The sequence below is a fragment of the Enterobacter sp. PL1 genome (assembly GCF_945957325.1).
GTDB classification, from domain to species: Bacteria; Pseudomonadota; Gammaproteobacteria; order Enterobacterales; family Enterobacteriaceae; genus Enterobacter; species Enterobacter roggenkampii.
Genome location: NZ_CAMFKT010000020.1, coordinates 19,427 through 42,248, shown reverse-complemented (window position 1 = coordinate 42,248; position 22,822 = coordinate 19,427). Strand labels below are relative to the sequence as shown.

The window sequence follows — 22,822 nt, the reverse complement described above, 5'->3', positions numbered from 1 at the left end:
ACACTATGAAGAAAATTGTCTTAGCCGCGGCATTGATTGTCAGCGGCCTGCTGGTTGGCTGTAACCAGCTCACGCAATACACCGTCAGTGAACAGGAAATTAATCAGGCGCTGGAAAAACATAACAATTTCTCGAAAGACATTGGCGTACCGGGTCTTGCCGATGCGCATATCGTGCTCACAAACCTCACCAGTCAAATCGGACGTGAAGAGCCAAACAAAGTCACCCTGGCCGGTGATGCGGACCTCGATATGTCCTCCCTCTTTGGCAATCAGAAAGCCAACATCAAGCTCAAGCTGAAGGCACTGCCTGTTTTCAACAAAGAGAAAGGGGCGATTTTCCTGCAGGAGATGGAAGTGGTCGACGCGAAGGTGTCTCCGGACAAGATGGCGCCGGTTCTGCAAACCCTGATGCCCTATCTGAATCAGTCGCTGCGGAATTACTTTAACCAGCAGCCCGCGTACGTCTTAAGCGAAGACAAAAGCAAGGGTGAAGCTCTGGCGAAAAAATATGCAAAAGGCATAGAGGTGAAACCGGGCGAAATTATCATTCCTTTCACCGATTAATCTGAAGGGCGCTGCGGCGCCCTTTTTTTTCACGGAAAAGTGTGCAAACGAAAACGTTTCCGCTTATGATTTGTGTCCGGCAAAAACAGCCATCCTTATGACTGATTCCTGACAAGCCGGAGCTTCCATGACTGCACAACCCCAGGTTCTTAAAATCCGCCGCCCTGACGACTGGCATATTCATCTGCGTGATGGTGATATGCTGAAAACCGTCGTGCCTTATACCAGCGAAATTTATGGCCGCGCGATTGTCATGCCTAACCTGGTGCCACCAGTCACCACCGTCGATGCCGCGATAGCCTATCGCCAGCGCATCCTCGACGCCGTTCCTGCGGGACACGATTTTACCCCGTTGATGACCTGCTACCTGACCGATTCACTGGATCCGAACGAAGTGGAGCGCGGCTTTAACGAAGGCGTGTTTACGGCAGCGAAACTCTACCCGGCAAATGCCACCACCAACTCCAGCCACGGCGTCACCAGCATTGATGCCATCATGCCGGTTCTGGAACGCATGCAGAAACTGGGTATGCCGCTGCTGGTTCACGGTGAAGTGACGAATGCTGACATTGACATCTTCGACCGTGAAGCCCGTTTTATCGAGACCGTGATGGAGCCTCTGCGCCAGCGCCTGCCCGCGCTGAAGGTGGTCTTTGAGCATATCACCACCAAAGACGCGGCAGAGTACGTACGTGACGGCAACGATCTCATCGCCGCCACCATTACGCCACAACACCTGATGTTTAACCGTAACCACATGCTGGTGGGCGGGGTGCGCCCTCACCTCTACTGTCTGCCTATCCTCAAGCGCAACATCCACCAGCAGGCGCTGCGTGAGCTGGTCGCCAGCGGGTTCTCCCGCGCGTTCCTCGGTACCGATTCCGCGCCTCACGCCCGCCATCGTAAAGAGGCAAGCTGCGGCTGTGCAGGCTGCTTCAACGCCCCAACGGCGCTTGCCAGCTACGCAACTGTATTTGAAGAGATGAACGCGCTGGAACATTTCGAAGCATTCTGCTCTCTTAACGGCCCGCGCTTCTACGGCCTGCCGGTCAATGACACCTTCATCGAACTGGAGCGTAAAGCGAGCCACGTTGAGGAGTCCATTGCCCTGACGGATGACACGCTGATCCCATTCCTGGCGGGTGAAACCGTAAGCTGGACGGTAAAACGTTAAAAAATCAATGCCCCTTGTTGTCAAACTGATAATATACCTGTATAAATAAACAGTATATTACACAGGGGGCATTTATGCGTATTGAAGTCACCATAGCCAAAACTACCGTTCTGCCTGCCGGCGCGCTTGATGCACTGGCAGGCGAATTATCCCGTCGTATTAACAATACCTTTCCTGACAACGCAGGTGCCGTCACGGTGCGTTACGCCGCGGCAAACAACCTTTCCGTTATTGGTGCCGCAAAAGAAGACAAAGATCGCATCAGCGAAATCCTGCAGGAAACGTGGGAAAGCGCTGACGACTGGTTCATCACGGATTAACACTGCTCCCTCATTGTGTTTTTTGCCGGGTCGCCCCGGCTTTTTTTTGCCTAAAATCCCGTAAGTTCAAATTAATTCGGCATCTTCTTTAAAAATCGTGAACGAGATGGTGTTTTATTGTTCGAACAATCCTAAAAAGCAGAAAAATGTGTTGCCACCTGTTTATTTTTCCCTTCGGAACCCTTATTACTTGGTATACTGAAGTTGCTTTCAGAAAAACATGCATTGAACCTCAAAGCCGTTGTCTTCTAACACGCATTAAGGGGGTTATAATGGAAAAGAATAGTGAAGTCATCCAGACCCACCCACTTGTTGGCTGGGATATCAGTACCGTAGATAGCTACGATGCGCTGATGCTGCGTTTGCACTACCAGACCCCAAATCAACTCAACCGTGAAGAAGCGGAAGTTGGACAGACGCTGTGGCTAACAACAGACGTCGCCCGTCAGTTTATTTCTATTTTAGAAGCAGGTATTGCAAAAATAGAATCTGGCGACTATCAGGAAAATGAGTATAAACGGCACTAAGCTTATGCCCACTTTTCTCTCTACAGGCACCCTCGCGGTGCCTTATTTATTTCTCCCTTGTCTAACCCCGCGTTGTTAATTACTCTGCTAACAAAACATCAGTTTATGAGATGCATATGAGATACGACTTAATCATTATTGGCAGCGGCTCCGTAGGATCTGCCGCAGGCTATTACGCAACACAGGCAGGTCTGAAGGTTCTGATGATCGATAGCCATCTGCCTCCTCATGCGGAAGGCAGCCATCATGGCGATACCCGCCTCATCCGCCATGCGTACGGTGAAGGTGAACGCTACGTTCCGCTGGTGCTTCGCGCCCAGACGCTGTGGGATGAACTGGCGAAACAGACCGAAGATCGTATTTTCGAGCGTACTGGCGTCATCAACCTGGGTCCGGCACATTCTGCGTTTCTCGCTGGCGTCGAACGCAGCGCGAAAGCGTTTAATCTGGACGTTGAGAAGCTGGACGCGACGGGCATTACCGCACGCTGGCCCGAAATTACCGTCCCGGACGATTATATTGGCCTCTTTGAAGCCCACTCTGGGGTGCTCCATTGCGAAACGGCGATCAAAACCTGGATCGAGCTTGCTGCGAAGGCAGGCTGCGCGCAGCTGTTCAACTGTCCGGTAGAGGCCATCACCCATGATGATAATGGCGTCACGGTCACCACTATTGACGGCGATTATTCAGCGTCCCGCCTGCTGGTCAGCGCAGGTACCTGGGTTACCCGCCTGCTGCCCGATCTGCCGATCCAGCCGGTGCGCAAGGTCTTCTCCTGGTTCCAGTCGGATGGCCGTTACAGCGCCCAGAATAAATTCCCGGCCTTCACCGGCGAATTACCCAACGGGGACCAGTTCTACGGCTTCCCGTCAGAAAAAGACGCGCTGAAAATCGGTAAACACAACGGCGGCCAGGCGATCTCCTCCCCTGAAGAGCGTAAACCTTTCGGCGCCTTCCCACAGGATGGCTCAGAAGCCTTCTCGTTCCTGCGCACTATTCTTCCGGGCGTCGGTGGCTTGCTGTATGGTGCGGCCTGTACCTACGACAATACGCCGGATGAAGACTTTATCATTGATACGCTGCCGGGGCATGACAACACCCTGCTCATCACCGGACTGAGCGGCCACGGCTTTAAGTTTGCTTCCGTTCTGGGTGAAATCGCCGCGCAGTTTGCCCAGGGCATTGCGCCGCAGTTTGATCTGACGCCCTTCTCCCTCTCGCGTTTTAACGGATAATCCGCACGGGCTCCGGAGGTCAAGGGGCCCGCTTCATTCACACCGCATGTTGGGGCGTTATGCGCAAGATCGTTAGCTTTCTGATGAATAATATTCGCGAGCATTTTATGCTCTATCTCTTATTGTGGGCGCTGCTGGCCATTATTGATTTTGTTTACATTGTATTTTACTGAAAACCCAGACTGACAATAATTGACATTACTTTATCTTTATTGAAGCTTATATTTTCATCTTGCACGAAGAGATTGAATTAGCGCTAGCGATCCTTTTCAAAATTGCTGAAATAAATAAAATAAAAATCAATAGACAATTATTTCAGTTGCAATATCCCGCCTTCCCGTTCATTTTTACCCTTCGGTTAATTTGAAAATGGACATTCTGATGCAATGGCGTAACTCCTCCCGGCGCTACGGAATAATATCCATAGGTTTGCACTGGATATTTGCTCTTGCCGTCTACGGTATGTTTGGACTTGGGCTCTGGATGGTCACGCTCAGCTATTACGATGGCTGGTATCACCAGGCGCCGGAATTGCATAAAAGTATTGGTGTCCTGCTGATGCTGGGGCTGGTTTTCCGCGTGATCTGGCGGCACATTTCCCCACCGCCCGGCGCGCAAAAGACTCACAGCAAATTTACCCGCGTCAGTGCAGTCGCCGCGCATATTGCCCTTTATGCGCTGCTGTTTGCCATCCTGATTAGCGGCTATCTCATTTCGACGGCTGACGGTAAGCCGATTAACGTTTTTGGCCTGTTCGAGGTTCCGGCAACCCTTAGCGATGCCGGGGCACAGGCCGACACGGCGGGGGTTGTTCACCTCTGGCTCGCCTGGAGCGTGGTGATTCTGTCCGTGCTGCACGGGCTTGCCGCCCTTAAACACCATTTTATTGATAAAGACGATACGCTAAAGCGCATGCTTGGCCGCTCGTCAGTTGACTCTGGAGCATAAAATGAAAAAACACCTGCTGGGTATCGCACTGGGTTCTCTGTTATTCACCGCTGGCTCCGCCGTGGCGGCGGATTATAAAATTGATAAAGAGGGCCAGCACGCTTTCGTCAATTTCCGTATTCAGCACCTGGGATATAGCTGGCTGTACGGCACCTTTAAGGATTTTGACGGCACATTCACCTTTGACGAAAAAAATCCCGCAGCCGATAAAGTCAATGTGACCATTAATACGAACAGCGTCGACACGAACCACGCAGAGCGCGATAAACACCTGCGCAGTGGGGAATTCCTCAACGTCGCGAAATTCCCGCAGGCGACCTTCACTTCTACTGAGGTGAAGAAAGAGGGTGATAAGCTGAATATTACCGGCAACCTGACGCTTAACGGCGTAACCAAACCGGTCACGCTTGATGCGAAATTACTGGGCCAGGGTGACGATCCGTGGGGCGGTAAACGCGCAGGCTTCGAAGCGGCAGGGAAAATTCACCTGAAAGATTTTAATATCACAACGGATTTAGGCCCGGCGTCTCAGGACGTGGAGCTGATTATTTCCGTTGAAGGTGTACAGCAGAAATCATAATAACGTCGCCCGGCAGGCTTTTGCCGTGCCGGGCGTTATTATCATTCCGGATCAGGGATACCCAGTTTGGTATTCAGACGACCGCGAGATTTATTGAAAATCTTGTTGCCGTTTTCACGTCCTGCGCGACGGCGACGCTGCTCTTCTTCCGGCAGGATGCTCTCTTCACTGCACAGCTCGCTACAACAACCGTTAAACCTCTCGGCACAGGCCGGGCACTGAATGAACAGCAGATGACAACCGTCGTTTTTGCAGTTGGTGTGGGTATCGCACGGCGCGCCGCACTGGTGGCACTGGGCGATGACGTCATCCGAAATACGTTCACCCATACGCTCGTCAAAGACAAAGTTTTTCCCGATAAAGCGTACCGGCAGCCCCTGTTCACGGGCGCGGCGAGCGTACTCAATAATGCCGCCTTCAATGTGCCAGACTTTATTGAAGCCGTTGTGCTTCATCCACGCGCTGGCTTTCTCACAGCGGATACCGCCGGTGCAGTACATAACGATCTTTTTATCTTTATGCTCCTGCATCATCTCAACCGCTTTCGGCAACTGCTCGCGGAAGGTATCCGCCGGAATCTCCATCGCATTCTCGAAATGCCCCACTTCATACTCATAGTGGTTACGCATATCGATGAACACGGCATCCGGATCGTCCAGCATCGCATTCACTTCCGCCGCCTTCAGGTATTCACCGACGTCCGCCGGGTTAAACTCCGGATCGTCGATACCGTCCGCCACGATGCGTTCACGCACCTTCATGCGCAGCACCCAGAAGGATTTCCCGTCATCATCCAGGGCAATGTTCAGGCGTAAGCCGTTAAGGGCCGGGTCAAATTGATAAAGTACGTCGCGGAAGGCGCTGACTTTGCTTTCCGGTACGCTAATCTGCGCGTTGATGCCTTCACGGGCAAGGTAGACGCGGCCGAAGACGTTCAGCGCCGTGAACGCCTGATAAAGCGCATCTCGGGTCGCCTGCGGATCGTCGATCGTGAAGTATTTATAGAATGAGATGGTTGTGCGCGGTTCGGTTTCAGCCAACATACGCGCTTTTAACATCTCGTTCGAAACGCGGTTGTGTAACACTGGCATGGTGTACAGTCCTGGAGTCGTTAGAGAGAATGAAAAATCGGTCGGCATCATATAGCAAACAAAACCAATTTACATCCACACAATTTACGCTACATTTCACACACCCTGATTAATCAGGATTAACAATTGCTGTATTCGTGCACGCTTCGAAAGCAGATATTTTGGCTACGCCTCAAAAAATGAGACACTAGCGAAACAGGACGTTTGAACACAGGAAAGACATGACCCAGTTACCAAAATTTACTGCCGCCCTTTTGCATCCCCGCTATTGGTTGACCTGGCTTGGCATCGGCTTTTTATGGCTTCTGGTACAGCTTCCCTACCCTGTTATTTTTCGGTTGGGTAAATTTCTGGGCCGTTTCGCACAACTATTCATGAAGCGTCGCGCCAGAATCGCGTACCGCAACCTTGAGCTGTGTTTTCCGCAGATGAGCGACTCAGAGCGTCACAATATGGTCGCGAAGAACTTCGAATCCGTTGGGATGGGCCTTATGGAAACCGGCATGGCGTGGTTCTGGCCGGACAAACGCATGGCCCGCTGGAGCGAGGTAACGGGAACCGGCATGGATCCTGTACATACGCTTCAGGCCAACCAGACGGGCGTTCTGCTGATCGGCGTCCATTTTCTGACGCTGGAAATCGGGGCGCGTATGTTCGGCATGCAGGCGCCCGGCATTGGCGTTTATCGCCCTAACGATAACCCGGTCATCGATTTAATCCAGACCAATGGCCGCATGCGCTCCAACAAAAGCATGATCGACCGTAAAGATCTGAAGGGAATGATCCGTGCGCTGAAATCCGGCGAAGTGGTCTGGTATGCCCCCGACCACGACTATGGCCCACAGGCCAGCGTTTTTGTCCCCTTCTTCGCCGTTGAAGAGGCCGCCACAACCACCGGCACCTGGATGCTGGCGCGCATGTCCAAAGCCGCCATCGTACCCTTTGTTCCCCGCCGCAAGCCTGACGGTTCGGGCTACGAGTTGATGATGCTAGAACCGGAACTCGCGCCGCCGCTTGACGATGCAGAAACCACCGCGCGCTGGATGAACGGTATCGTAGAGAAATGCATCATGCTCGCACCCGAGCAGTACATGTGGTTGCACCGCCGCTTTAAAACACGGCCAAAAGGCACGCCGTCCCGCTATTGATTTTCAGGATGCGATCCCCAGGGTCGCATCCTGTTTTAGCTTTAAAAGCTCCCCCTCATTGCGGCAATCATAACCCAGGCGCATAATTAGCAGGCTTATTACTTCTTGCCTCAGGTGCTCAGCACCTCATTATGCGGATTGTTATGTCACCTTCAGATGCCCCCATAAACTGGAAGCGTAACCTCACGATTGCGTGGCTTGGCTGTTTTCTCACCGGCGCGGCGTTTAGCCTGGTCATGCCTTTTCTGCCGCTTTACGTCGAACAGCTGGGCGTGACGGGCCATAGCGCGCTCAATATGTGGTCCGGCCTGGTATTCAGCATCACGTTCCTGTTCTCCGCGATAGCCTCGCCCTTCTGGGGCGGCCTTGCCGACCGCAAGGGCCGTAAAATCATGCTGCTGCGCTCGGCGCTGGGGATGGCCATTATCATGGCGCTGATGGGCGTGGCGCAGAACGTCTGGCAGTTCCTGATTTTGCGCGCGTTGCTGGGTTTGCTGGGAGGATTTATTCCCAATGCCAATGCCCTGATTGCCACGCAAATTCCTCGCCATAAGAGCGGCTGGGCGCTGGGCACACTCTCAACCGGCGGCGTAAGCGGTGCCCTGTTGGGGCCACTGGCCGGCGGACTCATGGCCGATAGCTATGGCCTGCGTCCGGTGTTCTTTATCACCGCCTGCGTGCTGTTCCTGTGCTTTGTTGTCACCCTGCTCTGTATACGGGAAAACTTCACGCCCGTTGCGAAGAAAGAGATGCTCCACGCCAGGGAGGTGCTGACCTCGCTTAAAAATCCCAGACTGGTGCTGAGCCTGTTCGTGACGACCCTGATTATTCAGGTCGCAACCGGATCGATTGCCCCTATCCTCACGCTGTACGTTCGCGATCTGGCGGGCAACGTCAGCAATATCGCGTTTATCAGCGGGCTGATCGCCTCCGTGCCCGGGGTGGCGGCGCTGCTTAGCGCGCCGAGGTTGGGAAAACTGGGGGACCGCGTCGGTCCGGAAAAAATTCTGATCTGTGCGCTGGTGATCTCCGTCCTGCTGCTGATCCCCATGTCGATGGTGCACTCTCCGTGGCAGCTAGGCTTACTTCGCTTTTTGCTTGGTGCCGCAGACGGGGCCTTGCTACCCGCCGTACAGACCCTGCTGGTTTACAACTCCACGAACCAGATTGCCGGGCGGATCTTCAGCTATAACCAGTCATTTCGCGACATCGGTAACGTCACCGGACCGCTTCTCGGGGCGAGCATCTCCGCCAGCTTCGGTTTTCGCGCCGTCTTTATCGTGACGGCGGGCGTGGTACTGTTTAATGCAATTTATTCGTGGTTCAGTTTATCCCGCGCGCTACGGCCAGTGGCGGAATAAGACGAACGCCTGACGCTTATTTTCGCATTCATACTTGCAGAATCGGATATTCAGCTATTCTTTCCCTGAAACCATCTGGAAAACAGGGAGACACCAATGACCATGTACGCCACGCTGGAAGAAGCTATTGATGCCGCTCGTGAAGAGTTCCTCGCCGACAACCCCGGCGTTGAAGAAGAAGATGCTGACGTGCAACAACTTAATATCCAGAAATACGTTCTGCAGGATGGGGATATTATGTGGCAGGCCGAATTCTTTGCCGATGAAGGTGAAGAAGGGGAATGCCTGCCGGTCCTGAGCGGTGAAGGTGCGCAGGCCGTCTTTGATGGCGACTATGATGAAATCGAACTGCGGCAGGAATGGCTGGAAGAGAACACATTGCACGAGTGGGATGAGGGCGAATTTCAGCTCGAGCCACCGCTGGATACGGAAGAAGGTCAAACCGCAGCCGATGAGTGGGACGAGCGTTAATTTACGCTACTCGTAAGGGCCGTGGCTGGCATCGATCGGCAGCAGCAGCGTGTCGAAAATTAGCGAGAATGGCAGATCCAGCACGGTGAGGTAGCGCCATGCGGAGTCTCGGAGATCCCATTTCACACCCGGGTAATACTGATTCCCGTGGCCCTGCCCTGGAATGGTGCGGCTGATGATGCTGCCGCAGCCGCTGAGCAGGCATGCCATCAGAACGACGATGATGATTCTCATGAGTAACCTCTAAAAAAATACCGGCGATTATGCCGGTATTTTAGTTGGCGGGAGGCGCTTCGCTTACCCGCTCTACTTAACCACTTACTTCGCCTTCAACGCCAGCGGGTTCAGCTTCAGTTCTTTATAGTAGTTTACCCACGAAGAGTATCTCTCCGGAGCGGACCATACGCGGTAGTGAAGACGCGCCATCGTAACCGGGTCGCTCAACAGGACCAGACGACGGTCACGGTTGAGTTTTTCCGGGGTCTCGTTCAGCGCCTGCTCAACGTGACGATCGCGGGCAATCTCCAGCACCTGGCTGGCACGGTGACGCGCCGTCGCCATTGCCGTCGCCAGGGCGTTGAATGACGGGTTAAACACGGCGTGCATAAAGCCGTCATCCAGCGTGCGATTGCGGTTCTGCTCGAGATAACGATCGGTGTCTACCAGCACCTGCGGCGGGGAATACTCTTCCGGGATCAGGAACAGCTTCCAGCGTTTGGTCCGCAGCCCCACCGTCGAACGGCTGGAGATCACGGAGACAAACGGCGACAGGATCAGCGAGAAGACAATCGGCGCCAGCCAGAACAGGAAGCGCAGATCCAGCCACGCCATCCCGGCCGCCCACACCAGACCCAGCAGCAGCTGAGAACCATGGCGCATAAAGGCTTCGCTCCACGGCGTGGAGTCGTCATCACGCTGCGGTGAGTTCCAGACCACTTCCCAGCCCAGGAACGCACTGACCACGAACACGGTGTGGAACAGCATACGCACCGGTGCCAGCAGCACGGAGAACAGCACTTCCAGCAGCAGTGAAAGGGTCACGCGGAAGAAACCGCCGTACTCTTTTGAGCCTTTGCACCAGATCAGGATGATGCTGAGCAGCTTAGGCAGGAACAGCAGCACCATGGTGGAGGCAAACAGCGCAATCGCCAGTTCCGGACGCCACTGCGGCCACACCGGGAACAGCTGGCGCGGCTGCAGGAAGTATTGCGGCTCCGTCAGGGCATGCACGACCTGCAGCGCTGTGGAGAGCGCAAGGAACATAAACCACAGCGGTGCGGAGAGATAAGACATCACGCCCGTCAGGAACACCGCGCGGTGAACCGGGTGCATCCCTTTCACCAGGAACAGACGGAAGTTCATCAGGTTACCGTGACACCAGCGGCGGTCACGCTTGAGCTCGTCCAGCAGGTTCGGCGGCAGCTCTTCGTACGATCCCGGCAGGTCGTAGGCAATCCAGACGCCCCAGCCAGCACGACGCATCAGCGCCGCTTCTACGAAGTCATGCGACAGAATAGAGCCGGCAAACGAACCCTCGCCCGGCAGCGGCGCCAGCGCACAGTGCTCAATGAACGGCTTCACGCGGATGATGGCGTTGTGACCCCAGTAGTGGGATTCACCCAGCTGCCAGAAGTGCAGGCCCGCCGTGAACAGCGGCCCGTAAACACGGGTGGCGAACTGCTGACAGCGCGCATAGAGCGTGTCCATACCGGACGCTTTTGGCGAAGACTGAATGATACCCGCGTTCGGGTTGGCTTCCATCAGACGCACCAGACCGCTCAGGCAGTCACCGCTCATGACGGAGTCAGCATCCAGCACCACCATGTAGCTGTACTGGTTACCCCAGCGGCGGCAGAAGTCATCGATGTTACCGCTTTTACGCTTCACACGACGACGGCGGCGACGGTAGAAGATCTGTCCTTCGCCCTGCACTTCTGCAATCAGCTCCATCCACGCTTTTTGTTCTGCCACGCAGATATCGGGGTTGTAGCTGTCGCTCAGGATGTAAACGTCGAAATGCTCCGCGTTGCCGGTGGCCTTCACGGACTCCCAGGTGGCACGCAGGCCCGCAAACACGCGGTCAACGTCTTCGTTACAGATAGGCATAATCAGCGCGGTACGGTGCTCAGGATTGAGGGGTTCATCCCCGACCGTTGACGCCGAAATACTGTATTTGTCACGCCCCATCAGCAGCTGCAGGAAGCCCATCAGCGCGGTCCAGAAACCGGCCGAGACCCAGCAGAAGAGAACCGCGAACAGCAGAAGGATGCCGCTCTGCAGGATATACGGCAGCAGCTGCATGAAGGAGACCCAGAGATCCTGGCCCATCATGTCCATCGGATTGATGAACGCCCAGCCCTGATACGGCAGGATGGTTTTCATATACCAGGTCGCGACGACCGTCTGCGCCAGCGTCAACAGCAGCAGGATGTAGCGACGGAGGGTCCCCACGGTACGCCATTTCTGTTCGGAAGCCTGCTCTTCTTTCGTCAGGCGTGACAGATAGCGCGGCGTCACATCACGCCCGCGCAGGCGATCCCAGAAGCGGCCCACCGGGTTGGTGCGCCACGGATCGGGGAACATTGAGGAACGCGTGGCCTTCGGCATCGCCTGAAGCTGATCGCGCCCTTCGTCGTCTTTAATCAACTGCCCTTCTGCCAGCGAGTCCGGCCAGGCCTGCTCCAGACGTGCCTTTACTGACCCCAGCGGCGTATCATCATCACGGGAAAACTGACGATGTTCACCATCCAGCGCGGTGTGAACCGCGCGGATGTCGCTCTTAGGCAGTGCCGCTTTTTCGATATCCGTCAGCGGCATGGCATCAATATATTCAGATGTATTATTCATTGGCAGGTAGCTGATAGCTCCAGGTTTCACTCAGCGGCTGATCGTTACTGACCAGCGCAGCACGCATTTCAGTGGTCTGTTTCGGATCTTTCACTTTCACGCGCAGGGTCAGACGCCAGCCTTTGGTTACCGGGTTGTAACGCACGGTATTCTCAACGATTTCACCGTTATCACCGATGCTGGCCTGAGCGGCAACGGCGGTGTCCGGTGACAGTTTCTTCATATCCTGGCCTGCAAAGTCCACGACAAAGGCCACGGTACCGTCAGGCTGACGGATAAGATTAGACTGCTTCACATCACCCGTTGAACGACGAGTCTGCATCACATACGCGTTATCCGGCGCATGCAGCTTATCTTCGTCGCGGCTGAAGGTGATGGTGTACTTGAAGTTCATCTCTTTACCGGCTTCCGGCAGCTGATCCGGCGTCCAGTAAGCCACGATGTTATCGTTGGTTTCGTCGTTGGTTGGAATCTCAACCAGCTCAACCTTACCTTTACCCCAGTCACCGTTTGGCGTGACCCAGGCGCTTGGACGCTGGTCATAGCGGTCGTCCAGATCTTCAAAGCGGGAGAACTGACGGCCACGCTGCAGCAGGCCAAAACCTTGCGGGTTTTCCATCGCGAAGCTGCTCACCGCCAGATGTTTCGGGTTGTTCAGCGGACGCCAGATCCACTCTCCGTTACCGGCATGAATAGACAGACCGTTGGAGTCGTGCAGTTCCGGGCGGAAGTTAGTGGCCGGAGACGGCTGGTTCGGCCCAAACAGGAACATGCTGGTCAGTGGTGCAACGCCCAGTTTGCCCACTTTATCACGCAGGTAAACCTTGGACTGCACGTCAACCACGGTGTCACGACCCGGCATAATCACAAAGCGATAGGCGCCGGTCGCACGCGGTGAATCCAGCAGCGCGTAAATGGTCAGACGTTTATCCGTTGGTTTTGGACGTTCAATCCAGAACTCACGGAAACGTGGGAATTCTTCACCTGATGGCAGCGCGGTATCAATCGCCAGTCCGCGCGCAGAAAGCCCGTATACCTGCCCCGCGCCAATCACGCGGAAATAGCTGGCACCCAGCATGCTGACGATTTCGTCGTTTTTATCTTTGCTGTTGATCGGGTAAAGCACCTTAAAGCCTGCGAAGCCCAGGTCTTTCACCGTATCTTTGTCGTGTTGCACATTGCCAAAATTGAAGTAATCCGGGCTGTATTTGATCTTACGTACCGCTGTGGCCGTCACTTCGTTGATGGCAACAGGCGTGTCGAAATACATACCCTGATGATAAAACTCAAGCTTGAACGGGGTCTTGATGTTGCTCCAGTAGGCTTTGTCATGATTGAACTGGATCTGCTGATAGTCCGCATATTTCATATCGCGGAAAACGGAGGGCAAGTTACTTTTCGGCGCTTCGTAGCTCTTGCCAGCCATCGATTTTGCCTGTTTTGCGACATCGTCGATGTTAAAGGCCAGTGCCGATGAGGTATACAGTGATAACACCACTGCAGCACCTAACCAACGCATTTTCATCATTTGTGGTTTATGTTTCATAATAAGTAAGCACTTCCCCCTTTGTGTGCTTATATCGATCCGATCCATTTTAATGGAAACTCAGGCAATCCGACAACATTATCACTGCTTTGTTCAGCTGCTGGCTCATGGATTAAGCAAATGAAAGAACCCATTATTCACTTTGCGTGCTTATCCTGGAGACAGGGTGTCGGTCTTGGTGTAGGGTTGCTTTCGAATGTAACCATTATGAGTCTTAGGGATAAGACGAAAAGTCTGAGAATGCACAACGTTATATGAGCACAACACCAACAGAACGTGAATATTTCCTCGACTCGATCCGGGCATGGCTGATGCTATTGGGGATCCCTTTTCACATATCACTGATTTACTCCAGCCATACCTGGCATGTGAATAGCCAGATGCCCTCCTGGTGGCTGACGCTGTTTAATGACTTTATTCACGCCTTCCGTATGCAGGTGTTTTTTGTCATCTCCGGCTATTTCTCTTACATGCTGTTTCTGCGATACCCGCTTAAACGCTGGTGGAAGGTGCGCGTCGAGCGCGTGGGGATCCCCATGCTGACCGCGATTCCGCTACTGACGCTGCCTCAGTTCATTATGCTGCAGTACGTCAAAGGCAAAGCGGAAAACTGGCCGAATCTGTCACTGTATGAAAAGTACAATACGCTGGTCTGGGAGCTGGTGTCTCACCTGTGGTTCCTGCTGGTCCTGGTGGTGCTCACTACGGTGAGCCTGTTCATTTTCAGCCGCCTGCGTCACCACCTGAGTTCGAGAGCTGACGCCTTTTTCGCCACCGTTACGCTGGGCAAACTGTCGGTGCTCTTCTTGCTGTTGGGTATCGCTTACGCCGCGGTGAGACGCATCCTGTTTATCGTCTATCCACCGATACTGAGCGACGGCCTGTTTAATTTTGTGGTGATGCAGTCCCTTTTCTACATTCCGTTCTTTTTAATTGGCGCGCTGGCGTTTATTTACCCGAAGCTGAAAGCGCTGTTTACTACCCCGTCACCGTGGTGTGCTGTTGGTGCGGCCATCGCGTTCGCGGCCTATCTGCTGAACCAGCGCTACGGGAGCGGTGACGCCTGGATGTACGAAACGGAAAGCGTGATCACCATGCTGCTGGGTTTATGGATGGTGAACGTAGTATTCGCGCTCGGCCACCGCCTGCTGAACTTTAAGTCCAGCCGCGTGACCTACTTTGTGAATGCGTCGCTGTTTATTTATCTGGTGCATCACCCGCTCACGCTCTTCTTCGGGGCTTACATCACCCCGCATATCGCCTCTAACACGCTGGGCTTCTTTACCGGTCTGGTGTTTGTCGTGGGGATTGCGATCGTGCTCTATGAAATCCACCTGCGGATCCCGCTTCTGCGTTTCCTCTTCTCAGGAAAACCTCAGGTAAAAGCCTCATAAACAACCGCGGCGCACTCAGTGCGCCGCGTTTGCTTCAGGTGTCCAGTTCCTGCCCGCGCTGGGTCAGCAACCGTTGATAAAGGTGGGTGGTTTCTTCATCGAAACAGACAAAGATTACTTTCTCAGGCATCGGTTTTAGCGACAGATAGCGGTAAACGGTGTCGACGGCGATCGTAGCGGCAGCCGCCTTAGGATAGCCATACACCCCCGTACTGATGGCCGGGAACGCCATTGTTTTATAGCCGTTGTCGGCAGCCAGCCGCAGACAGTTTCGGTAAGCCTCTTCCAGAATACTCGCCTCGTGCCGATCGCCACCGTGCCAGACAGGCCCTACGGCGTGGATCACCGCTTTGGCAGGCAGATCGCCCGCAAGCGTAATGACCGCATGGCCGGGAGGACATTCGCCCTGCTGTTGCCGTACGGTTTTGCAGGCTTCCAGCAGCTGCGGTCCTGCAGCCCGGTGGATAGCCCCGTCCACACCGCCTCCCCCCATCAGGGAGGGATTGGCCGCATTGACGATGACGTCGACGTGCATGGTCGTAATATCACCATGAATAACTTCAATTTGCGGTTTCATAAAGCCCCTCTGCAACCCGCCTTTTTATTAAGTGTATCGCAGGGCTGCCCGGGAGAAAAAACTATCAGAAAAAATCCTCTTCCGCACAAAGCGGAAGAGAGAACGCTATCGATACTGGATTTCGACAACCGCGAGCGTTTTTTCAGGGTTAAGGTATTTCATGCGGAGCGACACCAGATCTGAATCGGACACTTTGCCATTAAGCGCCTCTTCATAACTGACCATGCGCGTTTGCATACGATTATTATCCGGACAGGACATAGCAAACTGTCTCTGCTGCGGCGTAACTTCACAGGGGTCTGCAACAATGGCACCGCGAAAATGAATAACGCCACCGTTCACAATGGTAGCCGAATAAACCGGGAGGCTAAAAACAGAAACAATCAGGCCCAGACCCGTCACGAGTCGAGCGAAAGAGTGGTTCATTATCGGTACTCCTCAATGAAAATCGTCCTTGAGGGGTAAACGCACTTCATTATGACAAACGAAGTCTCACGTTAAGGAACATAATGACCTGATCCCTGATATCAGCATAGCTCAACGGCACAGACCCGCCACATTCGCAACACATTGATTTCATGAATGATTAAAGCGAACGTTCCGCAGGCGACCACTGCTGTGATAAATGAAGCGATTTACCGTCTGAAACGGTGACAACGATTTTTACCGTGTCTCCCGCATTAATATTTAAACTCAGGCGCATTAAATCAATCGTCTGATTAGCGGGTATAAAAAGGGTATTTTGCTGTCGGGACGAACTTTGTCCCCCCTGCCCTTCCCGAAAGGAAACAATCTGAACCAGACAATCACACGGCTGCGCCAGGGTGACCTGAGGAATAATGGTGGTCATATTTTCCTGCTGCGACGTTTTGAAAGTTATCTGGCTGGAAAGCGCGGCAAGAAGAATTAAGGTATTCATGATGTACTCCCGAAAAAAACAGGGCATCAGCCCTGTTTTTTTGTAGCACAGATTTCAGTATCAGTACTGATGAGCTGTCGCGTGGTTACCAAAGCCAATCTGGGTAACGTTAACAGTAGAGTTAGAGGCAGTCTGGTCGACGAGGGCGCCGTTAAAGCCGCCGGACTGGTTAACGTTCATAACAGATTTTTTGCTGTTCCACTGATCCAGTGTTGCACTGTTGCCAAATCCTTTCTGGGTCAGGTTGATTTTACTGTCATCAGAACCCTGACCAACGTCAGCGCCGTTACCGCCACCTTTCTGGGTAATATTCAGCACGGAATTTCTGGCGTCTGTCTGCAGAGCAACCGCGGAGTTACCGCCACCGTCCTGATAAATATTCAGGGTTGAATTTGGGCCACTGTATCCGCCATGACCATGCCCATGGCCCCAGCCGCCCTGATTAATAGAACCCGCCATAGCACTACCAGAAACTACGATTGCTGCAAGCGCTGCCACTTTGAGAAATTTCATGGTAAACCCCCATCGGATTGATTAAAATCGTCGCGAATGCGCTAATGTTGAATAACGTTAATCGCCATTTGCGACTGTTTCTGCACTACAACTGCGGTTTTCTGCGTACCGTACTGCGTAATATTTGCTCTATTACCCGACCCTTTCTGGATAATTTTCGCGCTATTACCGTATCCCTCTTGCGTAATACCTGCATCATTCGCGGTACCGCTCTGATCGATCCAGGCTATATTGTAACTCCCTGATTGATCAACTCTTGCTCTGTTGCCCGCCCCATCCTGTGAAACAATGGACAAGAGTTTTGAACCTTCCTGGCGAACCTGAGCGTCATTAAAAACACCCTGTTGACCAATAATGGCTGCCTGATTGAGTGATGAAAGACTTAATTCGTTAACCGCAAAGTTATATTCAGCATTGGCTAAATCTGAATTCGCTGCGGTTACAAATCCAGGCGCACCCAGTAATGTAAACACCATAAATAACGATGTGTATTTCATGTTGTCACCCTGGACCTGGTTATTTAATCACGCCATAACCTATAACCGTGTTACTTGTAAAAACGATGCATATTGTGTTAACGCGTCGTTACGGTGAAGAGTATGTCCGCTGAAACATTTTAAATATCTCACCCGCGCGGCTTATTTTTATTTTTCGGATCACCACAAAGTCGTAATTTACGACAAAAATCACTTTACTCAGGCCAGCTTATATTTTTTATTTCCCCTGTCCAACAATCAGGTTGTACAACGAGGCGAAGGCTGTCCACGCGTCTTCTCGCGTTGTTTAAACGTAACGGCAGAAGGACACTTTTTCACAGTCGTGACACGAAGCCCGTTTTCTTAAGCCAGACAACCGCGCATTTATGGGCTTAGAAATAATCTGTACCTCATACTGTTTTATCGTTCGCATAAAATAATAAATATATCTAATAATCAATGAGATATAAATATTTGTATGATTTTTAAAAACTGTGCATCTCTATTTAGGTGTACAACTTTCTCATCATTTCTCGCCATTCATCACAAGTGATTTTCACAAATTAATATTGATTTTTACATTCGGTTACATGTTTAACACTTGCTTTAAACTTCGTAAAAGCTAGATTGAAATTAGATGTACGAAATTGGTTTTATATTTACCTCCCCGTGGAGGTTATGGTCTGATTCTACACACAGCAGTGCAACATCTGTCAGTACTTCTGGTGTCCTCTATTAAACAGGAGGACAGCTGCCAGGTGCCAAAAAAAAGTGGGGTTTCATCATGTATAATGAAGTCCATAGTTTACATGGTCATACATTACTGTTGATCACAAAACCTTCTTTGCAAGCGACAGCGTTATTACAACATTTAAAGCAATCTTTATCACTGAACGGGAAATTGCATAATATTCAACGTTCTTTTGATGATATTGCACCTGGCAGCATCATTCTGTTCGATATGATGGAAGCTGATAAAAAGCTCATCCATTACTGGCAAGATATTTTAAGCAGGAAAAACAATAATATCCGCGTGCTATTATTGAATACGCCTGATGAATATCCTTTCAGGGATATTGAAAGCTGGCCGCATATCAATGGCGTGTTCTACGTCACGGAAGAAGAAGACCGGGTAGTTGAGGGTCTGCAAGGCATATTGCGCGGAGAGTGTTATTTTTCGCAAAAGCTGGCCAGCTACCTCATCACGCACTCCGGAAATTATCGCTATAACAGCTCAGAGTCAGCACTGCTCACGCACCGTGAGAAAGAGATCCTGAATAAGTTACGCATTGGTGCTTCAAATATTGAAATCGCCCGTTCGTTATTTATCAGCGAAAATACGGTAAAGACGCACCTTTATAATCTTTTCAAGAAGATAGCTGTAAAAAACCGAACTCAGGCGGTTTCGTGGGCAAACGATAACCTCAGGCGTTAATCACATGAAGCGCACGTTGAGTTGGATCGCCGCAGCGAGTTTCCTGCTCGCTGCCGGGAATCTAAAGGCCGTCGAGGTCGAAGTTCCCGGATTGTTAACAGACCACACTGTCTCATCGGTCGGGCACAGTTTTTACCGAGCCTTCAGTGACAAATGGGACAGTACTTATACCGGAAATATAACAATCAACGAGCGGCCCAGTGCACGATGGGGAAGTTGGATAACAATAACGGCCAATCAGTACGTTATTTATCAAACGTTTTTATTCCCCACTAAAATGGACTTCGATAAAAACGTAGCCCTGGCACTGGCCCAATCAGAAGACGCTATTAATCGCCTGCAAATAGATAAAGCCCTATTAAGCACCAGCGATTTAGCTAAAGACGAGTTCTAGCGAACCGATATGCGGAGGCTGTCATGCGTATTGCATATGCAGTTGTTTCGATAATGCTAATAACACCTATAAGCTGGGCCGGAAATATGACGTTTCAGTTCCGTAACCCTAACTTTGGCGGTAACCCTAACAACGGTGCCTTTCTGCTGAATGAAGCGCAGGCGCAAAACTCCTATAAGGACCCAAGCTTAAAGGATTTTAGCGTTGATACCCCATCCGCACTGGACAACTTCACTCAGGCTATCCAGTCGCAGATTTTAGGCGGGTTACTGACCAACATTAATACCGGCAAACCCGGCCGGATGGTGACCAACGATTTTATCGTTGATATCGCCAACACCGATGGACAGCTTCAGCTGAACGTGACCGATCGTAAAACCGGAAGGATCTCCACTATTCAGGTTTCCGGTCTACAAAGTAATTCAACTGACTTTTAAACAATAGCTAAATAAGGACAACGATCATGCAGCGCTTCCTGATATTTGTTGCAGTGTGCTTATTGAGCGGTTGTTTAACTGCTCCACCTAAAGAAGCTGCAAAACCAACATTAATGCCTCGGGCCCAGAGTTATCGTGATTTAACGCATTTACCTGCTCCAACGGGGAAAATATTTGTCTCCGTATACAACATTCAGGATGAAACCGGGCAATTCAAACCTTACCCGGCAAGTAACTTCTCCACGGCCGTGCCGCAAAGTGCCACCGCGATGCTGGTTACCGCGCTCAAGGATTCCCACTGGTTTATTCCGCTGGAACGTCAGGGTCTTCAGAACCTGTTGAATGAACGGAAAATCATTCGTGCCGCACAGGAGAATGGTACCGTCGCGGCCAATAACCGCACGCCTCTGGAATCTCTGGCGGCAGCGAACGTGATGATTGAAGGGTCGATTATTGGTTACGAAAGTAACGTTAAATCGGGTGGTGCGGGCGCGCGGTACTTCGGTATCGGTGCGGATACCCAGTACCAGCTCGACCAAATCGCCGTTAACCTGCGTGTGGTCAACGTCAGTACAGGCGAAGTGCTCTATTCGGTGAACACCAGCAAAACCATCCTGTCTTATGAAGTTCAGGCAGGGGTATTCCGCTTCATCGATTACCAGCGTTTGCTGGAGGGTGAAATTGGCTACACCTCTAACGAGCCGGTCATGATGTGTCTGATGTCGGCCATTGAAACCGGCGTGATCTTCTTAATCAACGACGGTATTGACCGCGGGCTGTGGGATCTGCAAAACAAAGCAGACGTGCAGAACCCGATACTGGTGAAATACCGCGATATGTCAGTCCCTCCGGAATCCTGACAGGAAGCGCATAAAAAAGGCGAGATGATTATCTCGCCTTTTTTTATTCGCTCACCGCCGTGATGTCTTGCGCTTTTTCCCGCCGCGACGCCAGCCAAAGACCGCTGTTTTTCATGGCATAGCCAAACAGCAACCCCAGCGCCAGGGAAGGCACCACCAGCTTCCAGTCACCCTGCCCTGCAAAGGTCGCGCACGCCCCGATAAAGGTGCCCGGCACAAACGAAAGCAGGAGATGCTTAGCCTGAATACACATCAGGAAGGCAACTACGCCCGTCATAATGTACCCCAGCATCTCCAGATGCGGCGCCAGCGCGCTGCCTTTCATGATCACCAGCGCCCAGATAACCCCGCTCATCAGCGTGCAGCCTGAGATAAAGAGCCCTTTGACGCCCCCCTGCGGGCAGGCGAAATAGGCCGTACAGCCAAGGAATCCAGCCCAGCTGAGCAATCCGAGAGACACGGCCACCCATCCCCAGAGCCCGGAGAGAATGCCCGTTGTTATTGCGATACAAAGTAATATGTTCATGGCGCGCATCTTAGCAGAAGCGCACCATAGAAATGCGATCAGAAGCACATTATGTGCAAATTGAAATGCGGCGTTGCAGGATTTATGTGATCTAAGTCACTCTTCGTTCTCTTCTTCCAGCTCATCCCACATCGCCGCAATTGCGTCGCGGGTCAGCGGTGCCAGCGTTCTCCAGAATGGCGAGGCGGCGTGGGCTTCGACTTTCCCAAGGAATGTTCCGACCCACGGCAGCAGGTACGTTTCGAAAAGCGTTTCGATAGCTTCGTTCTCATCATCCCCGGCGTTATCTTCAATCCAGGAAGCGGCCAGCAGCAGCGTACCGATATGGTCCGCAGGCGTATCGCTCAGCGGCATACCGCGCGTGGAGAGGAAAGCACGGACTTCCGCTTCCGTCGCCCCTTCCTGCCAGGCAGAACGGTATGGCGAAACGCGGCACTCATCGCCGACGAACAGCGCATTGTAATCGGTCGCAATCTGCTGCATGTCGCAGCTTTTTTGCAGACGCGCCAGTAAATCATCCTGTTCCAGCGGCCAGTTCTCCGCCAGCTTACCTTCACGAATTAACGTAAAGAGCGGAACCAACAGCGGGTCTTGCGGCTGGCGATAATAGAGCGTACCCAGCACGCGGCAAAGGATGGAAAACTCGTTCATTTTTATTATTCCATTACACAATTAAAGATCGGCAAATTCGGCAATCGGCTCCATGCCGCGCGATTCGAGGAAATCGAGCATGCGGCGCGGAGTCACGTTCAGGATTTGCGCTTCCGGGAAGTTAACGTCATTGAGCACTTTCAGGCACTCGCTGAAATCACCCAGCGTAAAGGCGGTATGGGAATCCGAACCCAACGCCACCATGCCGCCCGCATCGCGTACGGCGGCGGCCACTTCGCGGCAGTTGGCTTCACTGCCCTTGCGCGAGTGAACAAAGGAGGAGTTGTTAATCTCCAGCGCCACGCGGTGCTTCGCTGCCGCCTGCGCGACAGCCTGAATATCAATCGGGTACTTCGGGTTGCCGGGGTGGCTGATAATGTGCACATTGCCGCTGGCAATGGTGGCAATCATCGCCGCGGTGTTGGTCTCTTTATCCTGAGGTGCAAAAACCGGCTCGTGGAAACCGGCGAGGATAAGATCCAGAGACGTCAGCATCGGCCCGGTGCAGTCGATCTCACCGTCGGTATTTTTGATATTCGCCTCGATGCCGCGCAGTATCCCAATGCCGTCCACCAGACGTGGCCAGATCCGCATATTCACAAAATGCCAGTAGTGCGGCGCATCCGCCATGTCCGGACCATGATCGGTGATCGCGAACAGCTTAATGCCTTTCAGCTTCGCCTGGGCGATATAATCATGGAGGTTGCTATACGCGTGGGTACTGGCGACGGTGTGCATATGCAGGTCAACGGGATACATCTCTCTCTCCTCTGCGGTTTTTCCAAAGGATAGCAGTTATCAGCGGCGAATATTAGCAAAAACCCGG

General features: G+C 52.5%; 28 protein-coding genes. 16 read left to right on the top strand and 12 right to left on the bottom strand.

What is annotated here, in order from left to right; translation table 11 throughout:
* The first annotated feature begins 5 nt into the window (after positions 1 to 5).
* From N6P30_RS17500 to N6P30_RS17465, 8 genes are all read left to right on the top strand, one after another.
* Entirely contained in the window at positions 6 to 566 is a 561-nt protein-coding gene (locus tag N6P30_RS17500) for a lipoprotein (RefSeq protein WP_008500824.1), read from the top strand.
* A gap of 127 nt (positions 567 to 693) precedes the next feature.
* On the top strand, positions 694 to 1,740 hold the full coding sequence (pyrC, locus tag N6P30_RS17495; RefSeq protein WP_023292795.1) for a dihydroorotase: 1,047 nt from the start codon (positions 694 to 696) through the stop codon (positions 1,738 to 1,740).
* Positions 1,741 to 1,814: 74 nt separating this feature from the next.
* Entirely contained in the window at positions 1,815 to 2,060 is a 246-nt protein-coding gene (dinI, locus tag N6P30_RS17490; protein WP_008500826.1) for a DNA damage-inducible protein I, read from the top strand.
* Between the two features lie 272 nt (positions 2,061 to 2,332).
* On the top strand, positions 2,333 to 2,587 hold the full coding sequence (gene bssS, locus N6P30_RS17485; RefSeq protein WP_008500827.1) for a biofilm formation regulator BssS: 255 nt from the start codon (positions 2,333 to 2,335) through the stop codon (positions 2,585 to 2,587).
* Positions 2,588 to 2,703: 116 nt separating this feature from the next.
* Positions 2,704 to 3,822 carry an N-methyl-L-tryptophan oxidase gene (gene solA / locus N6P30_RS17480; RefSeq protein ID WP_023292796.1) on the top strand — a complete coding sequence of 373 codons (1,119 nt, stop codon included), beginning with the start codon at positions 2,704 to 2,706 and terminating at the stop codon, positions 3,820 to 3,822.
* 59 nt (positions 3,823 to 3,881) lie between these two features.
* Positions 3,882 to 3,995, top strand: a complete 114-nt coding sequence (locus N6P30_RS17475) for a DUF2770 family protein (protein WP_021240776.1) — start codon at positions 3,882 to 3,884, stop codon at positions 3,993 to 3,995.
* Between the two features lie 208 nt (positions 3,996 to 4,203).
* Complete coding sequence (locus N6P30_RS17470) at positions 4,204 to 4,770, top strand: cytochrome b (RefSeq protein WP_023292797.1); 567 nt, start codon at positions 4,204 to 4,206, stop codon at positions 4,768 to 4,770.
* Position 4,771: 1 nt separating this feature from the next.
* Positions 4,772 to 5,350: a YceI family protein gene (locus tag N6P30_RS17465; protein ID WP_008500830.1), complete on the top strand. Its 579-nt coding sequence runs from the start codon at positions 4,772 to 4,774 to the stop codon at positions 5,348 to 5,350.
* A 41-nt stretch (positions 5,351 to 5,391) separates the two neighbouring features.
* Here N6P30_RS17465 and N6P30_RS17460 read toward each other — a convergent pair whose 3' ends face one another.
* Positions 5,392 to 6,441, bottom strand: coding sequence for a rhodanese-related sulfurtransferase (locus tag N6P30_RS17460; protein ID WP_023292798.1), 1,050 nt, complete (start codon positions 6,439 to 6,441; stop codon positions 5,392 to 5,394).
* 221 nt (positions 6,442 to 6,662) lie between these two features.
* Between N6P30_RS17460 and N6P30_RS17455 the strand changes: the two genes are divergently transcribed.
* The 3 genes from N6P30_RS17455 to N6P30_RS17445 all read left to right on the top strand — a co-directional run bounded on the left by N6P30_RS17455 (position 6,663) and on the right by N6P30_RS17445 (position 9,421).
* Positions 6,663 to 7,589 (top strand): Kdo(2)-lipid IV(A) acyltransferase, encoded by a 927-nt coding sequence (locus N6P30_RS17455; protein WP_008500832.1) that lies wholly within the window; start codon positions 6,663 to 6,665, stop codon positions 7,587 to 7,589.
* Positions 7,590 to 7,732: 143 nt separating this feature from the next.
* Positions 7,733 to 8,950: a multidrug efflux MFS transporter MdtG gene (gene mdtG / locus N6P30_RS17450; RefSeq protein WP_023292799.1), complete on the top strand. Its 1,218-nt coding sequence runs from the start codon at positions 7,733 to 7,735 to the stop codon at positions 8,948 to 8,950.
* Between the two features lie 96 nt (positions 8,951 to 9,046).
* Positions 9,047 to 9,421, top strand: a complete 375-nt coding sequence (locus N6P30_RS17445; protein ID WP_008500834.1) for a MysB family protein — start codon at positions 9,047 to 9,049, stop codon at positions 9,419 to 9,421.
* Between the two features lie 6 nt (positions 9,422 to 9,427).
* Here N6P30_RS17445 and N6P30_RS17440 read toward each other — a convergent pair whose 3' ends face one another.
* The 3 genes from N6P30_RS17440 to mdoG form a co-directional block, all read right to left on the bottom strand.
* Entirely contained in the window at positions 9,428 to 9,655 is a 228-nt protein-coding gene (locus tag N6P30_RS17440; protein WP_008500835.1) for a YceK/YidQ family lipoprotein, read from the bottom strand.
* Positions 9,656 to 9,739: 84 nt separating this feature from the next.
* Positions 9,740 to 12,268: a glucans biosynthesis glucosyltransferase MdoH gene (gene mdoH, locus N6P30_RS17435; RefSeq protein WP_023292800.1), complete on the bottom strand. Its 2,529-nt coding sequence runs from the start codon at positions 12,266 to 12,268 to the stop codon at positions 9,740 to 9,742.
* The gene (mdoG, locus tag N6P30_RS17430; protein ID WP_032663830.1) at positions 12,261 to 13,814 is read right to left on the bottom strand and encodes a glucans biosynthesis protein MdoG; all 1,554 of its coding nucleotides are present in this window, start codon (positions 13,812 to 13,814) and stop codon (positions 12,261 to 12,263) included. The genes mdoH and mdoG overlap by 8 nt, the downstream gene beginning before the upstream one ends.
* A 254-nt stretch (positions 13,815 to 14,068) precedes the next feature.
* Between mdoG and mdoC the strand changes: the two genes are divergently transcribed.
* On the top strand, positions 14,069 to 15,208 hold the full coding sequence (gene mdoC / locus N6P30_RS17425; protein WP_008500838.1) for a glucans biosynthesis protein MdoC: 1,140 nt from the start codon (positions 14,069 to 14,071) through the stop codon (positions 15,206 to 15,208).
* A 34-nt stretch (positions 15,209 to 15,242) separates the two neighbouring features.
* Here mdoC and ymdB read toward each other — a convergent pair whose 3' ends face one another.
* From ymdB to csgB, 5 genes are all read right to left on the bottom strand, one after another.
* Positions 15,243 to 15,785, bottom strand: coding sequence for an O-acetyl-ADP-ribose deacetylase (ymdB, locus tag N6P30_RS17420; protein WP_008500839.1), 543 nt, complete (start codon positions 15,783 to 15,785; stop codon positions 15,243 to 15,245).
* A gap of 105 nt (positions 15,786 to 15,890) precedes the next feature.
* Positions 15,891 to 16,211, bottom strand: coding sequence for a type 1 fimbrial protein (locus N6P30_RS17415; protein WP_008500840.1), 321 nt, complete (start codon positions 16,209 to 16,211; stop codon positions 15,891 to 15,893).
* Between the two features lie 160 nt (positions 16,212 to 16,371).
* Positions 16,372 to 16,704, bottom strand: a complete 333-nt coding sequence (csgC, locus tag N6P30_RS17410) for a curli assembly chaperone CsgC (RefSeq protein ID WP_023292802.1) — start codon at positions 16,702 to 16,704, stop codon at positions 16,372 to 16,374.
* A 60-nt stretch (positions 16,705 to 16,764) separates the two neighbouring features.
* Complete coding sequence (gene csgA, locus N6P30_RS17405; RefSeq protein ID WP_023292803.1) at positions 16,765 to 17,217, bottom strand: curli major subunit CsgA; 453 nt, start codon at positions 17,215 to 17,217, stop codon at positions 16,765 to 16,767.
* A gap of 41 nt (positions 17,218 to 17,258) precedes the next feature.
* Entirely contained in the window at positions 17,259 to 17,714 is a 456-nt protein-coding gene (csgB, locus tag N6P30_RS17400; protein WP_008500843.1) for a curli minor subunit CsgB, read from the bottom strand.
* 763 nt (positions 17,715 to 18,477) lie between these two features.
* On the opposite strand from csgB, the gene csgD reads away from it, so the two are divergent.
* Genes csgD through csgG form a run of 4 tightly spaced genes read left to right on the top strand, consistent with a single transcriptional unit; the run spans position 18,478 to position 20,819 of the window.
* Positions 18,478 to 19,128 carry a biofilm master transcriptional regulator CsgD gene (csgD, locus tag N6P30_RS17395; protein ID WP_021240790.1) on the top strand — a complete coding sequence of 217 codons (651 nt, stop codon included), beginning with the start codon at positions 18,478 to 18,480 and terminating at the stop codon, positions 19,126 to 19,128.
* 4 nt (positions 19,129 to 19,132) lie between these two features.
* Positions 19,133 to 19,522, top strand: a complete 390-nt coding sequence (gene csgE, locus N6P30_RS17390) for a curli production assembly/transport protein CsgE (RefSeq protein WP_008500845.1) — start codon at positions 19,133 to 19,135, stop codon at positions 19,520 to 19,522.
* A gap of 23 nt (positions 19,523 to 19,545) precedes the next feature.
* The gene (gene csgF / locus N6P30_RS17385; protein WP_008500846.1) at positions 19,546 to 19,959 is read left to right on the top strand and encodes a curli production assembly/transport protein CsgF; all 414 of its coding nucleotides are present in this window, start codon (positions 19,546 to 19,548) and stop codon (positions 19,957 to 19,959) included.
* 26 nt (positions 19,960 to 19,985) lie between these two features.
* Positions 19,986 to 20,819: a curli production assembly/transport protein CsgG gene (csgG, locus tag N6P30_RS17380; RefSeq protein ID WP_023292805.1), complete on the top strand. Its 834-nt coding sequence runs from the start codon at positions 19,986 to 19,988 to the stop codon at positions 20,817 to 20,819.
* A gap of 43 nt (positions 20,820 to 20,862) precedes the next feature.
* Here the strand turns inward: csgG and N6P30_RS17375 are convergent, their stop codons facing one another.
* The 3 genes from N6P30_RS17375 to N6P30_RS17365 form a co-directional block, all read right to left on the bottom strand.
* Entirely contained in the window at positions 20,863 to 21,345 is a 483-nt protein-coding gene (locus tag N6P30_RS17375) for a DUF1097 domain-containing protein (RefSeq protein WP_072203727.1), read from the bottom strand.
* A 96-nt stretch (positions 21,346 to 21,441) separates the two neighbouring features.
* Entirely contained in the window at positions 21,442 to 21,996 is a 555-nt protein-coding gene (locus N6P30_RS17370) for a molecular chaperone (RefSeq protein WP_021240794.1), read from the bottom strand.
* A 21-nt stretch (positions 21,997 to 22,017) separates the two neighbouring features.
* Positions 22,018 to 22,755: a phosphatase gene (locus N6P30_RS17365; RefSeq protein ID WP_008500850.1), complete on the bottom strand. Its 738-nt coding sequence runs from the start codon at positions 22,753 to 22,755 to the stop codon at positions 22,018 to 22,020.
* Between the last annotated feature and the right edge of the window lie 67 nt (positions 22,756 to 22,822).

Excerpts from the sequence above, each read along its gene's own strand:
- mdoC (WP_008500838.1), top strand. The coding sequence starts at position 14,069 with ATGAGCACAACACCAACAGAACGTGAATATTTCCTCGACTCGATCCGG.
- N6P30_RS17415 (WP_008500840.1), bottom strand. The coding sequence starts at position 16,211 with ATGAACCACTCTTTCGCTCGACTCGTGACGGGTCTGGGCCTGATTGTT.
- N6P30_RS17470 (WP_023292797.1), top strand. The coding sequence starts at position 4,204 with ATGCAATGGCGTAACTCCTCCCGGCGCTACGGAATAATATCCATAGGT.
- solA (WP_023292796.1), top strand. The coding sequence starts at position 2,704 with ATGAGATACGACTTAATCATTATTGGCAGCGGCTCCGTAGGATCTGCC.
- N6P30_RS17475 (WP_021240776.1), top strand. The coding sequence starts at position 3,882 with ATGCGCAAGATCGTTAGCTTTCTGATGAATAATATTCGCGAGCATTTT.
- N6P30_RS17445 (WP_008500834.1), top strand. The coding sequence starts at position 9,047 with ATGACCATGTACGCCACGCTGGAAGAAGCTATTGATGCCGCTCGTGAA.
- N6P30_RS17375 (WP_072203727.1), bottom strand. The coding sequence starts at position 21,345 with ATGAACATATTACTTTGTATCGCAATAACAACGGGCATTCTCTCCGGG.
- bssS (WP_008500827.1), top strand. The coding sequence starts at position 2,333 with ATGGAAAAGAATAGTGAAGTCATCCAGACCCACCCACTTGTTGGCTGG.
- csgA (WP_023292803.1), bottom strand. The coding sequence starts at position 17,217 with ATGAAATTTCTCAAAGTGGCAGCGCTTGCAGCAATCGTAGTTTCTGGT.
- N6P30_RS17460 (WP_023292798.1), bottom strand. The coding sequence starts at position 6,441 with ATGCCAGTGTTACACAACCGCGTTTCGAACGAGATGTTAAAAGCGCGT.
- csgG (WP_023292805.1), top strand. The coding sequence starts at position 19,986 with ATGCAGCGCTTCCTGATATTTGTTGCAGTGTGCTTATTGAGCGGTTGT.
- pyrC (WP_023292795.1), top strand. The coding sequence starts at position 694 with ATGACTGCACAACCCCAGGTTCTTAAAATCCGCCGCCCTGACGACTGG.
- csgE (WP_008500845.1), top strand. The coding sequence starts at position 19,133 with ATGAAGCGCACGTTGAGTTGGATCGCCGCAGCGAGTTTCCTGCTCGCT.
- N6P30_RS17365 (WP_008500850.1), bottom strand. The coding sequence starts at position 22,755 with ATGTATCCCGTTGACCTGCATATGCACACCGTCGCCAGTACCCACGCG.
- N6P30_RS17455 (WP_008500832.1), top strand. The coding sequence starts at position 6,663 with ATGACCCAGTTACCAAAATTTACTGCCGCCCTTTTGCATCCCCGCTAT.
- csgD (WP_021240790.1), top strand. The coding sequence starts at position 18,478 with ATGTATAATGAAGTCCATAGTTTACATGGTCATACATTACTGTTGATC.
- N6P30_RS17440 (WP_008500835.1), bottom strand. The coding sequence starts at position 9,655 with ATGAGAATCATCATCGTCGTTCTGATGGCATGCCTGCTCAGCGGCTGC.
- mdoG (WP_032663830.1), bottom strand. The coding sequence starts at position 13,814 with ATGAAACATAAACCACAAATGATGAAAATGCGTTGGTTAGGTGCTGCA.
- mdoH (WP_023292800.1), bottom strand. The coding sequence starts at position 12,268 with ATGAATAATACATCTGAATATATTGATGCCATGCCGCTGACGGATATC.
- csgB (WP_008500843.1), bottom strand. The coding sequence starts at position 17,714 with ATGAAATACACATCGTTATTTATGGTGTTTACATTACTGGGTGCGCCT.
- N6P30_RS17370 (WP_021240794.1), bottom strand. The coding sequence starts at position 21,996 with ATGAACGAGTTTTCCATCCTTTGCCGCGTGCTGGGTACGCTCTATTAT.
- mdtG (WP_023292799.1), top strand. The coding sequence starts at position 7,733 with ATGTCACCTTCAGATGCCCCCATAAACTGGAAGCGTAACCTCACGATT.
- csgF (WP_008500846.1), top strand. The coding sequence starts at position 19,546 with ATGCGTATTGCATATGCAGTTGTTTCGATAATGCTAATAACACCTATA.
- dinI (WP_008500826.1), top strand. The coding sequence starts at position 1,815 with ATGCGTATTGAAGTCACCATAGCCAAAACTACCGTTCTGCCTGCCGGC.
- ymdB (WP_008500839.1), bottom strand. The coding sequence starts at position 15,785 with ATGAAACCGCAAATTGAAGTTATTCATGGTGATATTACGACCATGCAC.
- csgC (WP_023292802.1), bottom strand. The coding sequence starts at position 16,704 with ATGAATACCTTAATTCTTCTTGCCGCGCTTTCCAGCCAGATAACTTTC.
- N6P30_RS17465 (WP_008500830.1), top strand. The coding sequence starts at position 4,772 with ATGAAAAAACACCTGCTGGGTATCGCACTGGGTTCTCTGTTATTCACC.
- N6P30_RS17500 (WP_008500824.1), top strand. The coding sequence starts at position 6 with ATGAAGAAAATTGTCTTAGCCGCGGCATTGATTGTCAGCGGCCTGCTG.